Consider the following 13,697-nt stretch of genomic DNA (forward strand, 5'->3'; position numbering starts at 1 on the left):
GGCTGCTGAATATAGAGAGGGAAGCTTTCAGCAGCCTTACAGACCGGGTTGTGAATTGCTGACGCCGGAATCGTGGTCCGGCGTCGGTTTTTGCTTTTTGGCGTGTAGGACTTAGTGCACCAACATGCCGGTGAACCAATAGGCCTGAGCCAAGGTGATCAGGCCGACTATCGTTGCAAAGAATAGGCTGTGCTTGAGGGTGAAGCGGAACAGATCCGATTCCTTGCCCACCAGGCCGGTCGCAGCGCAAGCCACGGCGATCGATTGTGGCGAGATCATCTTGCCGGTCACGCCACCGCTGGTGTTTGCCGCCACCAGCAACACATCGCTGACACCGATCTGGTGCGCGGTGGTCGCTTGCAACGAGCTGAACAAGGCGTTGGACGACGTGTCGGAACCGGTCAGGAACACGCCCAACCAGCCGAGGAACGGCGAGAAGAACGGGAATGCTGCGCCCGTCGCTGCCAACACCAATGCCATGGTCGACGACATGCCGGAGTAGTTGGTGACGAAGGCAAACGCCAGGACCATGCCGATGGACAGGATCGGCCAGCGCAGTTCGTAGAAGGTCTCTTTCAAAGTGGTCAGACCAGTTTTGACATTGATCTTCAGTACCAGCATCGAGATCAGTGCGGAGAAGAAAATCGCCGTACCGGTCGCGGAAATCGGGTCGAGCTTGAACACGGCCGGAATGGCCGTCGGGGCCGCCACGATTGGAGCGACCTTGATCACCATTTGATCCAGGTGCGGGATGGCGAAGTTGAACACCCAGCTGTACATCGAGCCGCCGGCCGCGAACATCGCCTTGAACGGTTTCAGGGTCCAGATGGTGACGAGTACGGTGAGGATCAGGAACGGTGACCAGGCTTTGAAGATTTCCAGGAGGCTGTAAGGCGAAGCGACGGTGGTGCGTTTCTGGCCGAAACCACCGACGCTGGCAGTCACCACGGACGCCGAGACGGCACCGGCAATGTGCTGGCCGGCGGCGCGTTTCGGTTGCCAGACTTTCAGGAACAGCGTCAGGGAAATCAGGCTGACCAGGGCTGAGGTGATGTCCGGCAGCTCCGGGCCAATGAAGTTGGACGTGAAGTATTGGGTGATGGCGAAGCTCAAGCCGGCCACCAGCGCGGCAGGCCAGGTTTCCTTCACGCCGCGCATGCCGTCCATCATGAACACCAGCCAGAACGGCACGAACAGCGACAGCAGCGGCAGCTGGCGACCGGTCATGGCGCCGATCTTGAACGCGTCGATACCGGTCACTTGCCCGGCCACGATGATCGGAATCCCCAGGGCGCCGAATGCGACGGGCGCGGTGTTGGCGATCAGGCACAGGCCGGCCGCGTACAGCGGATTGAAGCCCAGGCCGACGAGCAGGGCCGCGGTAATCGCGACCGGCGCGCCGAAACCGGCGGCGCCTTCAAGGAACGCACCGAAGCAGAACCCGATCAGCAAAACCTGCAAGCGCTGGTCGTCGGTGATCGACAGCACCGAGCTGCGGATCACTTCGAACTGGCCGCTCTTGACCGTCAGTTTGTAGAGGAACACAGCCGCCACAATGATCCAGGCGATGGGCCACAGACCGTAAGCGAAGCCATAACCGGCGGCGGCAAATGCCATGTCCACGGGCATCTGGAAGGCAAAGATCGCCACGGCAATGGACAACGCCAGGGTGATGCTGCCGGCCACATGGCCTTTGAGGCGGAACACCGCCAACGCCAGGAAGAAAAACACGATGGGGATAACGGCCGCGAGGGCGGAGATGCCGAGACTGCCGAGCGGGGTGTAGAGCTGTTGCCAGGTTTGCATATGGGGTGGCCCCTAATTGTTGTTGGTCAGGCACTGGGCAGCGTTTTTGGTTAATTGGTAATACCAATTTACAATCGCTGTTGGCTAGGGTAAAAGCCTTCTGTGCGGTGTGTCAATTTGCCGCCCTAAAACTTTTGTCGAATACGCCGTGCGCAATGCCGTTGACCGGTCTGATCGAGCGTCTTCCTGGCAGGTGCTGGCGCCGCGCCAATAGGCCAGAATAGAGAGCCCGGCGAGCGGTCGGGATCGTGGAGAAGTGAGTTATGGGGTTTGATCAGATACGTCAGCGCCGTTTGTCTGACGATATTGTCGAGCGGCTCGAGGGGATGATCCTTGAAGGCACGCTGAAGTCCGGTGAGCGCTTGCCGGCCGAACGTGCACTGGCCGAACAGTTCGGCGTGTCACGCCCTTCGTTGCGCGAGGCGATTCAGAAAATGGCAGCCAAGGGCTTGCTGGTCAGTCGTCAGGGCGGTGGCAACTATGTCGTCGACTCGCTGGGGTCAACCTTCAGCGATCCATTGCTGCATCTGCTGGAAAACAACCCCGAGGCGCAGCGTGATCTGCTGGAGTTTCGCCACACGCTGGAAGCGTCCTGTGCTTATTACGCGGCCTTGCGCGCTACCGATGTGGACCGTGAGCGGTTGACGGCGGCGTTTGAGGTTTTGCAGGACTGTTATTCGCGTCACGACGACGTGAGTCGGGCCGAAGAGGGCGCGGCGGACGCCAGTTTCCACCTGGCCATCGCTGAAGCCAGTCATAACGCGGTGCTGCTGCACACAATTCGCGGGTTGTTCGACCTGCTCAAGCGCAACGTGGTGACCAACATCGGCGGCATGTACAAGCAGCGCACGGAAACCCGCGACATGCTGATCACGCAGCATCGGGAGTTGTACATGGCGATTATCGAAGGGCGGGCAGAGCAGGCGCGGGAAGTCTCCAGCCGGCATATCTTGTATGTGCAGGAAGTGCTGGAAGAGGTGCGTCAGGAAGTGCAGCGCATGGCTCGGGCGGAGCGGCGCAAGGGAATGTAGTCATTCAGTTTTGCGGTGGTTGTGCGGCCGCCATCGCGAGCAAGCTCGCTTCCACATTGGTTTTGTGAACGGCACAAAATACATGTGGGAGCGAGCTTGCTCGCGACAGCGGACTCAGGCAGCAGGAGAATTAATCTTCCTTGCCCTTGTTGCGCACCGCACGCGCCAATTCGCGACCGGCATCGCGTTCGCGTTCGGTATCACGCTTGTCGTATTCCTTCTTGCCCTTGCCCAGTGCGATCTCGCACTTGACCATGTGCTTGCTCCAATACCAGGACAGGCACACACAGGCATAGCCTTTCTGCTGCACAGCGGTGGCCAGTTTTTCCAGCTCGCGGCGGTTGAGCAGCAATTTTCGGGTGCGGGTCGGATCAGCAATGACGTGCGTGCTGGCAGTCATCAGCGGCGTGATGTGGCTACCAAGCAGCCAGGCCTCGCCATCCTTGAGCAGCACATAACTGTCGACCAGTTGCAGCTTGCTTGCCCGCAGACTTTTTACTTCCCAGCCGGCCAGGACCAGACCAGCCTCGAACTTATGCTCGATGAAGTAATCGTGTCGCGCCTTTTTGTTTTGCGCGATGGTCCCTGTTGGGTGTTTCTTCTGTTTAGCCATAGGGGCGGCATTATAGGGAGTTGCACGCGAGTCGGCTACGGTATCGCTACGTGCTTGAGCAGGTTGATTGAATCCCGGACAATGCGGCCTCTTTTTTGAACGCTTGGGCGTGATAACGATGTCGACAGACAAGGTTTCTGTCCACGGCAGTTGGGCTAGCCGCTGGGTCTTCATACTCGCCGCGACCGGTTCGGCCGTGGGCCTGGGTAGTATCTGGAAATTCCCGTACATGGTTGGCGTCTACGGCGGCGGCGCTTTCGTGCTGATGTTCCTGGCCTGTATCGCGCTGATCGGCGTACCGGTCATGCTGGCTGAAACCCTGATTGGCCGTCGTGCCCGGCAAAGTCCGGCCAACGCCCTGAAGGTGCTGGCGCTGGAGGCGGGGCATTCGGGCAAGTGGTCCTGGGGCGCTTTCGCCGGGATGATCACGGCGTTGCTGATCCTTTCTTTCTATAGTGTGGTCGGCGGCTGGTCGCTGGATTACATCATCGACATGGGGCGTGGTGACTTTCAGGGCGTAACGCCTGATCAGGTTGGCGCATACTTCGGCAATGTAATCGCCGACCCATGGCGCCTGACACTTTGGCACACGATTTTTATGCTGCTGTCTGCATTGGTGATTGCCAAAGGCGTGGTTGCGGGCCTGGAACGCAGCTTGCGCATCATGATGCCGCTGCTGTTTGTCATGATTCTGGTGCTGCTGGGTTACAGCATGACCACCGGCCATTTCATGGAGGGCGTGCATTTCATGTTCGACTTCCACCCGGAAAAAGTCCTCGACGGTTTGCTGCCCGCCATGGGTCACGCGTTCTTCTCCCTCAGCGTGGGCGTCGGCTCGATCATGATCTACGGCGCCTACATGCCGAAGCACTCGTCGATTTCCGGAACCGTCGTTGGCGTGGCATTGCTCGATACGTTTGTTTCGCTGGTGGCCGGTCTGGCATTGTTTCCGATTGTGTTCGCTGCGGGCCTGAACCCGAGCGAGGGCCCAGGTCTGATGTTCGTCAGCCTGCCCTTTGCCTTTGGTAACGTAGCGTTTGGCCAATTGATGGGCGTAGTGTTCTTCGTGCTGGTGGCGGTTGCTGCCTGGAGTTCGGCAATTTCGCTGCTTGAGCCGATGGTCGCGTACCTGGTTGAGCGCACCAAGGTCAGCCGCGCCTGGGTGACGTTCTGGTTAGCATTCACTTGCTGGTTCGTCGGTCTGGGTACTGTGTTTTCCTTCAATATCTGGAAGGAAGCCAAGTTTTTCGTGAACGAAGGCGGGATGTTCCACCTCTACCAATGGGGGGCGGCCGGCGGTCTGGACTTCTTTGGTGTGATCGACTTCTTCACCTCGCGGATCATGTTGCCACTCGGTGGTTTGTGTTTCGTGGTGTTTGCAGGCTGGATCATGGGGCGTGAAGCGGTGCGCGACGAATTGTCGATCCGCAGCCCGATGCTGTTTGGCTTGTCCCTGTTCTTGATGCGCTATGTGGCGCCCATCGGCATTCTAGTAGTGTTTGCCGCCCAGCTGTGGAAGTGACGCTGACATGACGACGCATATTCAACGCTCGGCCCTGCTGCCGTACCCGGCGCAGGCGCTGTATGACCTGGTCAACGACGTAGCGCGTTATCCCGAGTTTCTGCCGTGGTGCTCGGCAGCCGAAGTGCTGGAAAGTTCGCCCGAGCACATGCGCGCCAGCGTAGGGGTGGCCAAAGGTGGTTTGAGTCAGCAGTTCGTTACTCGGAACACGTTGGTGCCGGGGCATTCGATCGAGATGAACCTTGAAGAAGGTCCTTTCACTCAGTTGCACGGCATCTGGGTATTCAAGCCTCTGACTGATAAGGCCTGCAAGATCAGCCTGGACCTGTCGTTCGACTACGCCGGACCGATTGTTCGCGCGACGTTGGGGCCGTTGTTCAATCAGGCAGCCAACACACTGGTGGACGCGTTCTGTCAGCGCGCCAAGCAGATTCATGGTTGAGTCGGTGATCGAGGTCGAGGTGGTGTACGCCGCGGTTGATCGTCAGGTATTGCTGACGGTCGCTGTGCCCGAGGGGGCGTCAGTGCGCGAGGCTTTGCGCCAATCGGCGGTGGATGCGCAGTTTCCGGAGCTGGATCTGGGCAACTGCCCGGTGGGGATCTTTGGCAAGGTCATTGCCGATCCGCAGGTGCATCCTGTTCACGCGGGTGATCGCCTCGAGATTTACCGGCCATTGCTGGCGGATCCGAAGGAGGTTCGTCGCTTGCGCGCCGCTAAAGCAGCCGAGGCCAAAGCACGGAATCAGTGATTCGCTAAACGCCAGACAATAAAAAACCCGGAAATTCCGGGTTTTTTATTGCGTCGCAAATTATTGCGGCGAGGTGTCCAGCGGTGTCGGCGTCGGAACTGGAACGGTTTCTACACCGTCGACGTCCTTCTGGATCTGGTCAAGCAACGAACCTGGCTTGACCGGTTTTTCCGGTTTTGGCTTCTCGACGTTTTCTGCCGGTTCAGCGACTTTGGTGCCGCTGTCCTTGCCGAGAATGGCTTCGTCGCGGCTCACGCCTGGCATGAAATCACCAGAGAGGCTGACAAGCTGGTCATTTGGGTTGAAGATAACGCTGATGCGTTCTTGTTGGCGTTCACCGCCACCCGGTTGCAGGCTGTACAGATAATCCCAGCGATCGGCATGGAACGTGTCGGTCAGCAGAGGATTGCCCATGATAAACCGTACTTGCTTGCGGGTCATTCCCGGGCGTAACTGGTTTATCATGTCCTGCGTGACGACATTGCCCTGCTGGATGTCGATTTTGTAAACCCCGGGGAATGAACAACCGGCGAGTGCGAGCAGTCCCACAAAGGTGAAACTGGTTAGCAAGAGCTTGGTGTTTTGCATCGGTGGGCGACTTCCACTATCTTGGCTGGGACAACGTAAACGCCGATCATACCCGCATTAAGAGAAGCTGCGAAGCAGCATCGCGAGAAAGCCGACCATGGTTGAAAATAGCGAACTACGCAAAGCCGGCCTCAAAGTGACCCTTCCACGGGTCAAAATTCTGCAAATGCTCGATTCCGCCGAGCAGCGCCACATGAGTGCGGAAGATGTTTACAAGGCACTGATGGAGGCTGGTGAGGACGTCGGTCTGGCCACGGTTTACCGTGTACTGACTCAGTTCGAGGCAGCTGGCCTTGTGGTGCGGCACAACTTCGACGGAGGCCATGCGGTCTTCGAACTGGATGACGGCAAGCATCACGACCATATGGTCAACGTCGAAACCAGCGAAGTGATCGAATTCTTCGACGAAGAAATCGAGCGCCTGCAGAAAGCCATCGTCGATAAATACGGCTTCGAGATGGTTGATCACAATCTGGTGCTGTACGTACGCAAGAAAAAGTAAGCATGTCGCGCGAATTTCATATTCGCGAAACGAACGAAGGCGACCCCAGGGTCGCCTTCGTGCTGTCTGCCGCTCCTAAATCTTCGCGGCGACGACCATCTTTTTCGCGTGGGCCAGGGACTCCTTGGTCAGGTCGATGCCGCCCAGCATCCGCGCCACTTCTTCGACGCGATCATTTTTACTCAGTTTGGAGACGGCTGTGTGGGTCGCCTCTTCGCCACGCACCTTGTGCACAAATAAATGTTGGTGACCCTGAGCGGCCACTTGCGGCAAATGAGTGACAGTCAGCACTTGCCCGCGTTCTCCGAGGCGCCGTAACAACTGACCGACGATCTCGGCGGTCGGGCCGCCAATGCCCACGTCTACTTCGTCGAACACCAGCGTCGGGACACGAGAGGTCTGTGCGGTGATCACCTGAATCGCCAGGCTAATCCGCGACAGTTCACCCCCCGAGGCCACTTTGGCCAAGGCTTTTAGTGGCTGACCGGGGTTGGCGCTCACCAGTAATTCGACCTGTTCGAGTCCGTTAGGCAGCAGTTCATCGCTGTTGTTAGGGCGTAATTCGATGGTGAAACGACCGCCAGGCATGCCCAGTCGTTGAATTTCCTGCTCAACGGCGCTGGCCAGGCTGTTCGATGCCTGATGCCGCAAGTCACTCAGTTCGCGCGCCTTCTCCTGATAATGGCGGGCATAGGAGGACAGTTCGTCGCTCAGCCGTTCGATGGACTCATCGTTGGCATTAAGGGTTTCGATTTCATCCAGCAGTCGCTGCTGCATCTCCGCGACCTCGGTCGGCTGGATGCGGTGTTTGCGCGCCATGGTGTAGATCGCGTCGAGGCGCTCTTCGAGGTATTGAAGCCGTGCCGGGTCGGCGTCGAAGTTGTCGAGGAAGCGATTCAACTCGCCCACGGCTTCTTCAACCTGAATCTGTGCGCTGGTCAGCAAGCTGCTGGCCTCGCCCAGGGCACCGATCGAATTGTTGACGCTGGAGAGGCGATTGAGGCTGGCGGTCAGGGCGTTCAGGACATTGCCGGAATCACTTTCGCTGCACTGCTCGACCACTTGTCGACAGATGCCCAGCAGGGTTTCGGCATTGGTCAGGTTCTTGTGTTCCTGCTCCAGCTGCTCCAGCTCGTTTTCGCCGAGGCCGAGGTTCTCCAACTCTTCAAGCTGATAGCTGAGCAATTGGTGGCGAGCGCGTTGCTCGTCGCCGGAGTTGGAAAGGCGCTCTAGCTCCTGGCGGGTCTGGCGCCAGCGTTGGGCGGCCAGTTGCACCTGGCGTGCAAGGTCCGTGGCTCCGGCATATTCGTCGAGCAGGCGTCGGTGGGTGTCGGTCTTGAGCAGCGATTGGTGCTCGTGCTGGCTGTGGATATCGATCAGTAGCTCACCCAAGGCCTTGAGGTCGCCAAGCGGGCAGGGCGTGCCGTTGATGTAGCCACGGGAGCGGCCTTCGGCAGTAATCACCCGGCGCAGGATGCACGGGCCGTCGCTTTCAAGGTCGCGATCGGCGAGCCAGGCGCTGGCTTCCGGGATATCGACCAGGTCGAAGGTCGCCAGGATGTCGGCCTTGTCTGCGCCGGGGCGGACCACACCGCTGTCGGCGCGGTCGCCGAGGGTCAGGCCCAGGGCGTCGAGCATGATCGACTTGCCGGCACCGGTTTCCCCGGTGATCACGCTCATCCCGCGATCGAGTTCGAGATCGAGGTGTTCAACGATGGCGTAGTTATGTACGGACAGGTGCACCAGCATAAAGGCCGCTCCCAGGCTTTAGGTCTGGTTATTTATACAGTGTTTTATTTGCGCCTGACAATGCCCTCCCTCAGCTCGTTTTGCGCGGTCTGACGAAATGCTTGGAGCGTCAGGTCATCGCAATGCAGCGCTTTTTGTAGGGTTAATCGCAATAAACCCCTTGAAGCTGATTTTTGCGGCCCCATATACCGGGACAGAAGCGTGAGTTGAGCTCACGGACGATATTGAAAGGAGAAATCTATGGCTGACGAACAGACAGTGGATACGCAAAATCAAGACGCCAACCAGGGCTCCGCGACTTCGGGTGAAGACCTGGCGGCTCGTGTACAAGTGCTCGAAGAGCAACTGGCAGGCGCGCAGGATCAGGCTTTGCGTGTTGCCGCCGATCTGCAGAACGTCCGCCGTCGCGCCGAGCAGGATGTAGAGAAAGCGCACAAATTCGCCCTCGAAAAATTCGCTGGCGATTTGCTGCCGATCATCGACAGCCTGGAGCGTGGTCTGGAGTTATCCAACCCGGACGACGAAAGCATCCGCCCAATGCGCGAAGGCATTGAGCTGACCCTGAAAATGTTCCAGGACACCCTGAAGCGCTATCAGCTGGAAGCGATCGATCCGCATGGCGAACCGTTCAACGCCGTTCAGCATCAGGCCATGGCCATGCAGGAAAGCGCTGACGTCGAGCCGAACAGCGTCCTCAAGGTGTTCCAAAAGGGCTATCAGCTCAATGGTCGCCTGCTACGCCCGGCCATGGTCGTGGTCAGCAAGGCCCCGGCGCCAGTTTCGCCTTCGATTGACGAGCAGGCTTGAAATTGGCCGCAAGGCCCCCATTTATAAGTCAAGCGTTTAAGTGCTACCGCAGTTAGCCACCACTGCTGCGGCAACCAAATCCAAAGTTTCGGGAGAGTGAACATGGGCAAAATTATCGGTATCGACCTGGGGACTACCAACTCCTGCGTCTCCGTGCTGGAAAACGGCGTAGCCAAAGTTATCGAAAACGCTGAAGGCGCGCGTACCACGCCGTCGATCATCGCTTACGCCAACGATGGCGAAATTCTGGTTGGCCAATCGGCCAAGCGTCAGGCTGTGACCAATCCGCATAACACCCTGTACGCGGTGAAGCGTCTGATCGGTCGCAAGTTCGACGAAGAAGTCGTACAGAAAGACATCAAGATGGTCCCTTACAAAATCGCCAAGGCTGACAACGGCGACGCGTGGGTAGAAGTGAACGGCCAGAAAATGTCGCCGCCACAAATCTCGGCTGAAATTCTGAAGAAAATGAAGAAGACCGCCGAAGACTACCTCGGCGAGCCAGTGACTGAAGCGGTGATCACCGTTCCGGCCTACTTTAACGACAGCCAGCGTCAAGCGACCAAAGACGCCGGCCGCATCGCGGGTCTGGACGTAAAACGCATCATCAACGAGCCAACCGCAGCTGCTCTGGCTTACGGTATGGACAAGGCTAAGGGCGATCACACCGTGATCGTTTACGACTTGGGCGGCGGTACGTTCGACGTTTCCGTGATCGAAATCGCTGAAGTCGATGGCGAGCACCAGTTCGAAGTATTGGCCACCAACGGTGACACGTTCCTGGGCGGTGAAGACTTTGACATTCGTCTGATCGACTACCTCGTCGACGAATTCAAGAAAGAAAGCGGCATGAACCTCAAAGGTGACCCGCTGGCGATGCAGCGCCTGAAAGAAGCCGCTGAAAAGGCCAAGATCGAGCTGTCCTCCGCGCTGTCGACCGACGTGAACCTGCCGTACATCACTGCAGACGCCACCGGTCCTAAGCACTTGAACGTGAAGATTTCTCGCGCCAAGTTGGAAGCACTGGTTGAAGACCTGGTTCAGCGCACCATCGAACCTTGCCGCATCGCTCTGAAAGACTCTGGTATCGACGTTGCCGCGATCAACGACGTGATCCTGGTCGGCGGTCAGACCCGTATGCCACTGGTTCAGAAGCTGGTAACCGAGTTCTTCGGCAAAGAAGCTCGTAAAGACGTGAACCCGGACGAAGCGGTTGCCATGGGTGCTGCTATTCAGGGCGCGGTATTGGCTGGCGACGTGAAAGACGTGTTGTTGCTGGACGTTAGCCCGCTGACCCTGGGTATCGAAACCATGGGCGGCGTGATGACCGCGCTGATCGAGAAAAACACCACGATTCCTACCAAGAAATCGCAAGTGTTCTCGACTGCCGACGACAACCAGGGCGCTGTGACCATTCACGTGCTGCAAGGTGAGCGTAAGCAAGCGGCCCAGAACAAGTCCTTGGGCAAGTTCGACCTGGCCGAGATTCCACCAGCACCACGTGGCGTGCCACAAATTGAAGTGACCTTCGACATCGACGCCAACGGTATTCTGCACGTAGGCGCCAAAGACAAGGCCACCGGCAAGACTCAGTCGATCGTGATCAAGGCCAACTCCGGTCTGTCCGAGGAAGAAATTCAGCAGATGATTCGCGATGCTGAAACCAACGCCGACGCTGACCGTCAGTTCGAAGAGCTGGCAACCGCTCGCAACCAGGGTGATGCGCTGGTTCACTCGACGCGCAAAATGATCGCTGACGCTGGCGATAAGGTGACTGCCGAAGAGAAAACTGCAATCGAAGCCGCTGTTGTTGCTCTGGAAGCCGCTGTAAAAGGCGACGACAAAGCTGCAATCGAAGCCAAGGTTGAAGAGCTGTCGAAAGTCTCTGCTCCAGTGGCTCAGAAGATGTACGCCGAACAGGCCCAGCCTGCTGAAGGCGCGGCACCGCACGATGAAAAAGCTGAAAAGGCTGACGACGTTGTCGATGCCGAGTTCGAAGAAGTCAAAGACCACAAGTAAGTTGTTGGTCGCCCGGTTGACTGCCTTCAGGCGGTGACTGGTAGGATGTCGCCGCGCGGGAGCTTGCTCCCGCGTTGGCGTGTCTGGAGTTAGCGAATTTTTACAGCATGCGACAACGCTCGTGTGTTGGCGGTATGGCCGGGAATGCTCCTGCTTTTCGAGCCGAAAGTATCGCAATGAATCAAAGACCAGGATCGTTGAATTGACGTGAGTTGGGTCCGGGCCTGTATTGGGGCTCAACGAGTTTGGCAAGGCTCAGGAGAGGTTTGCCGAACGTCCTCAAGAGTGCAAAGACATATGGCAAAGCGTGACTATTACGAAGTATTGGGTGTTGAGCGTGGCTCAAGCGAAGCAGACCTGAAGAAGGCCTACCGCCGCCTGGCGATGAAGCATCACCCGGACCGTAATCCCGATGACAAAGCGTCGGAAGAGATGTTCAAGGAGGCCAACGAGGCCTACGAAGTACTGTCGGATTCCAGCAAGCGTGCGGCGTACGACCAATACGGTCACGCCGGTGTCGACCCAAGCATGGGCGGTGGCGGTGCCGGTTTTGGCGGTCAGAACTTCTCCGACATCTTTGGCGATGTTTTCAGTGACTTCTTCGGTGGCGGTCGTGGCGGTTCCCGGGGCGGTGCCCAGCGCGGCAGCGACCTGCGTTATACCCTGGAGCTGAACCTGGAAGAAGCGGTGCGCGGTACCACCGTGAATATCCGTGTTCCGACACTGGTCAACTGCAAGCCGTGCGACGGCTCGGGTGCCAAGAAAGGCTCCTCGCCAGTCACTTGCCCGACGTGCGGCGGTATCGGTCAGGTCCGTATGCAGCAAGGCTTCTTCTCGGTGCAGCAAACCTGCCCGCGCTGCCATGGCCAAGGAAAGATCATTTCCGATCCGTGCAACTCCTGCAACGGCGAAGGTCGTGTCGAAGAGTACAAAACGCTTTCCGTCAAAGTGCCGGCCGGTGTCGATACCGGTGACCGCATTCGCCTGTCCGGCGAAGGCGAGGCGGGGGCTCAAGGTGGTCCGACGGGCGACCTGTACGTGGTGATCAATGTGCGCGAGCACGCGATTTTTCAGCGCGACGGCAAGCATTTGTTCTGTGAAGTGCCAATCAGCTTTGTTGATGCGGCGTTGGGTGGCGAACTGGAGATTCCGACCCTTGACGGTCGAGTCAAACTGAAAATCCCTGAGGGGACCCAGACCGGCAAGCAGTTCCGCGTTCGCGGCAAAGGCGTTGCGCCAGTGCGTGGCGGCGGTGCCGGTGACCTGATGTGCCGCGTGGCGGTCGAAACCCCAGTCAACCTGGGTCGTCGTCAGCGAGAACTGCTGGAAGAATTCCGCAGCTCTTTGGCGGACGACAACAGCCATTCGCCGAAAACCACCGGTTGGTTCGAAGGCGTGAAGCGTTTCTTCGGCGATTTGTAAGGAGTCGGCATGCGACGTATAGCTGTGATGGGCGCTGCCGGGCGCATGGGCAAGATTCTGGTCGAGGCCGTGCAGCAGCGCGCACCGCTGGCCGGTCTGACGGCGGCCATCGTGCGCCCCGGTAGCACGCTGATTGGTGTGGATGCCGGCGAGCTGGCCTCGCTGGGCCGCATCGGCGTGCCGTTGTCCGGCAATCTGGAATCGGTCGCTGATGAGTTCGATGTGTTGATCGACTTCACGCTGCCGGAAGTCATGCTGAAAAACCTCGCGTTCTGCCGCAAGACCGGCAAGGCCATGGTCATCGGAACAACCGGGCTGGACGCTGCGCAGAAACAGTTGCTGGCCGAGGCGGGCAAAGACATTCCGGTCGTGTTCGCGGCCAATTTCAGTGTCGGTGTCAACCTTTCACTGAAGTTGCTCGACATGGCGGCGCGCGTACTGGGTGATGACGCGGACATCGAAATCATCGAAGCGCATCACAGGCACAAGATCGACGCGCCTTCAGGCACCGCGCTGCGCATGGGTGAAGTGATCGCCAGTGCACTGGATCGTGATCTGCAGAAGGTCGCGGTCTATGGTCGCGAAGGCCATACCGGCGCGCGTGAGCGTGAGACGATCGGCTTCGCCACGGTTCGCGGCGGTGATGTGGTCGGCGATCACACCGTCCTGTTCGCCTGCGAAGGTGAGCGTCTGGAAATCACGCATAAAGCGTCCAGCCGCATGACCTTCGCCAAGGGGGCGGTGCGGGCTGCGTTGTGGCTCGATGCTCGTGAGCCAGGTCTTTACGACATGCAAGACGTGCTCGATTTGCGTTAAGATGCGCCCGAAATCGGGCTCAGACCCAGCGTTTGAGCCCGGTTTTACACTGCCAAGCGACGCCCTGTCGCAT

At 58.4% G+C, this 13,697-nt stretch carries 13 protein-coding genes; 9 read left to right on the forward strand and 4 right to left on the reverse strand.

Features of this window, described 5'->3' with window-relative positions; all coding sequences use genetic code 11:
• Nucleotides 1–111: 111 nt before the first annotated feature.
• Entirely contained in the window at nt 112–1,806 is a 1,695-nt protein-coding gene (locus NL116_RS04645; protein ID WP_494376204.1) for a lactate permease LctP family transporter, read from the reverse strand.
• Between the two features lie 263 nt (nt 1,807–2,069).
• On the opposite strand from NL116_RS04645, the gene NL116_RS04650 reads away from it, so the two are divergent.
• Nucleotides 2,070–2,837 carry an FCD domain-containing protein gene (locus NL116_RS04650; RefSeq protein ID WP_494376205.1) on the forward strand — a complete coding sequence of 256 codons (768 nt, stop codon included), beginning with the start codon at nt 2,070–2,072 and terminating at the stop codon, nt 2,835–2,837.
• A 130-nt stretch (nt 2,838–2,967) separates the two neighbouring features.
• On the opposite strand, the gene smpB is transcribed toward NL116_RS04650, so the two are convergent.
• Entirely contained in the window at nt 2,968–3,450 is a 483-nt protein-coding gene (gene smpB, locus NL116_RS04655) for an SsrA-binding protein SmpB (protein ID WP_007942908.1), read from the reverse strand.
• Between the two features lie 118 nt (nt 3,451–3,568).
• Between smpB and NL116_RS04660 the strand changes: the two genes are divergently transcribed.
• From NL116_RS04660 to NL116_RS04670, 3 genes are read left to right on the forward strand one after another with little or no spacing between them, the layout of a single operon-like run.
• Nucleotides 3,569–4,972, forward strand: a complete 1,404-nt coding sequence (locus tag NL116_RS04660) for a sodium-dependent transporter (RefSeq protein WP_494376206.1) — start codon at nt 3,569–3,571, stop codon at nt 4,970–4,972.
• 7 nt (nt 4,973–4,979) lie between these two features.
• Nucleotides 4,980–5,414 (forward strand): type II toxin-antitoxin system RatA family toxin, encoded by a 435-nt coding sequence (locus tag NL116_RS04665; protein ID WP_494376207.1) that lies wholly within the window; start codon nt 4,980–4,982, stop codon nt 5,412–5,414.
• The gene (locus tag NL116_RS04670; RefSeq protein ID WP_494376208.1) at nt 5,407–5,721 is read left to right on the forward strand and encodes an RnfH family protein; all 315 of its coding nucleotides are present in this window, start codon (nt 5,407–5,409) and stop codon (nt 5,719–5,721) included. Before NL116_RS04665 ends, NL116_RS04670 begins: the two co-directional genes overlap by 8 nt.
• Nucleotides 5,722–5,781: 60 nt before the next feature.
• On the opposite strand, the gene NL116_RS04675 is transcribed toward NL116_RS04670, so the two are convergent.
• Nucleotides 5,782–6,309, reverse strand: coding sequence for an outer membrane protein assembly factor BamE (locus NL116_RS04675; protein ID WP_494376209.1), 528 nt, complete (start codon nt 6,307–6,309; stop codon nt 5,782–5,784).
• Between the two features lie 97 nt (nt 6,310–6,406).
• Here NL116_RS04675 and fur point away from each other — a divergent pair, with 97 nt between their 5' ends.
• A complete protein-coding gene (gene fur / locus NL116_RS04680; RefSeq protein WP_003197684.1) occupies nt 6,407–6,811 on the forward strand; it encodes a ferric iron uptake transcriptional regulator in 405 nt (134 codons plus the stop codon).
• Nucleotides 6,812–6,886: 75 nt separating this feature from the next.
• Here fur and recN read toward each other — a convergent pair whose 3' ends face one another.
• The gene (recN, locus tag NL116_RS04685; protein WP_494376210.1) at nt 6,887–8,560 is read right to left on the reverse strand and encodes a DNA repair protein RecN; all 1,674 of its coding nucleotides are present in this window, start codon (nt 8,558–8,560) and stop codon (nt 6,887–6,889) included.
• A 240-nt stretch (nt 8,561–8,800) separates the two neighbouring features.
• Between recN and grpE the strand changes: the two genes are divergently transcribed.
• From grpE to dapB, 4 genes are all read left to right on the forward strand, one after another.
• On the forward strand, nt 8,801–9,367 hold the full coding sequence (gene grpE, locus NL116_RS04690) for a nucleotide exchange factor GrpE (RefSeq protein ID WP_494376211.1): 567 nt from the start codon (nt 8,801–8,803) through the stop codon (nt 9,365–9,367).
• 102 nt (nt 9,368–9,469) lie between these two features.
• On the forward strand, nt 9,470–11,386 hold the full coding sequence (dnaK, locus tag NL116_RS04695; RefSeq protein ID WP_494376212.1) for a molecular chaperone DnaK: 1,917 nt from the start codon (nt 9,470–9,472) through the stop codon (nt 11,384–11,386).
• 297 nt (nt 11,387–11,683) lie between these two features.
• Complete coding sequence (dnaJ, locus tag NL116_RS04700) at nt 11,684–12,808, forward strand: molecular chaperone DnaJ (protein ID WP_109627906.1); 1,125 nt, start codon at nt 11,684–11,686, stop codon at nt 12,806–12,808.
• 9 nt (nt 12,809–12,817) lie between these two features.
• A complete protein-coding gene (dapB, locus tag NL116_RS04705; RefSeq protein WP_494376213.1) occupies nt 12,818–13,624 on the forward strand; it encodes a 4-hydroxy-tetrahydrodipicolinate reductase in 807 nt (268 codons plus the stop codon).
• The last annotated feature ends 73 nt before the right edge of the window (nt 13,625–13,697 follow it).

This window comes from Pseudomonas sp. FBCC-B1667 (genome assembly GCF_059133255.1).

Excerpts from the sequence above, each read along its gene's own strand:
- dnaK (WP_494376212.1), top strand. The coding sequence starts at position 9,470 with ATGGGCAAAATTATCGGTATCGACCTGGGGACTACCAACTCCTGCGTC.
- smpB (WP_007942908.1), bottom strand. The coding sequence starts at position 3,450 with ATGGCTAAACAGAAGAAACACCCAACAGGGACCATCGCGCAAAACAAA.
- fur (WP_003197684.1), top strand. The coding sequence starts at position 6,407 with ATGGTTGAAAATAGCGAACTACGCAAAGCCGGCCTCAAAGTGACCCTT.
- dnaJ (WP_109627906.1), top strand. The coding sequence starts at position 11,684 with ATGGCAAAGCGTGACTATTACGAAGTATTGGGTGTTGAGCGTGGCTCA.
- NL116_RS04645 (WP_494376204.1), bottom strand. The coding sequence starts at position 1,806 with ATGCAAACCTGGCAACAGCTCTACACCCCGCTCGGCAGTCTCGGCATC.
- NL116_RS04665 (WP_494376207.1), top strand. The coding sequence starts at position 4,980 with ATGACGACGCATATTCAACGCTCGGCCCTGCTGCCGTACCCGGCGCAG.
- recN (WP_494376210.1), bottom strand. The coding sequence starts at position 8,560 with ATGCTGGTGCACCTGTCCGTACATAACTACGCCATCGTTGAACACCTC.
- NL116_RS04675 (WP_494376209.1), bottom strand. The coding sequence starts at position 6,309 with ATGCAAAACACCAAGCTCTTGCTAACCAGTTTCACCTTTGTGGGACTG.
- dapB (WP_494376213.1), top strand. The coding sequence starts at position 12,818 with ATGCGACGTATAGCTGTGATGGGCGCTGCCGGGCGCATGGGCAAGATT.
- NL116_RS04650 (WP_494376205.1), top strand. The coding sequence starts at position 2,070 with ATGGGGTTTGATCAGATACGTCAGCGCCGTTTGTCTGACGATATTGTC.
- grpE (WP_494376211.1), top strand. The coding sequence starts at position 8,801 with ATGGCTGACGAACAGACAGTGGATACGCAAAATCAAGACGCCAACCAG.
- NL116_RS04670 (WP_494376208.1), top strand. The coding sequence starts at position 5,407 with ATGGTTGAGTCGGTGATCGAGGTCGAGGTGGTGTACGCCGCGGTTGAT.
- NL116_RS04660 (WP_494376206.1), top strand. The coding sequence starts at position 3,569 with ATGTCGACAGACAAGGTTTCTGTCCACGGCAGTTGGGCTAGCCGCTGG.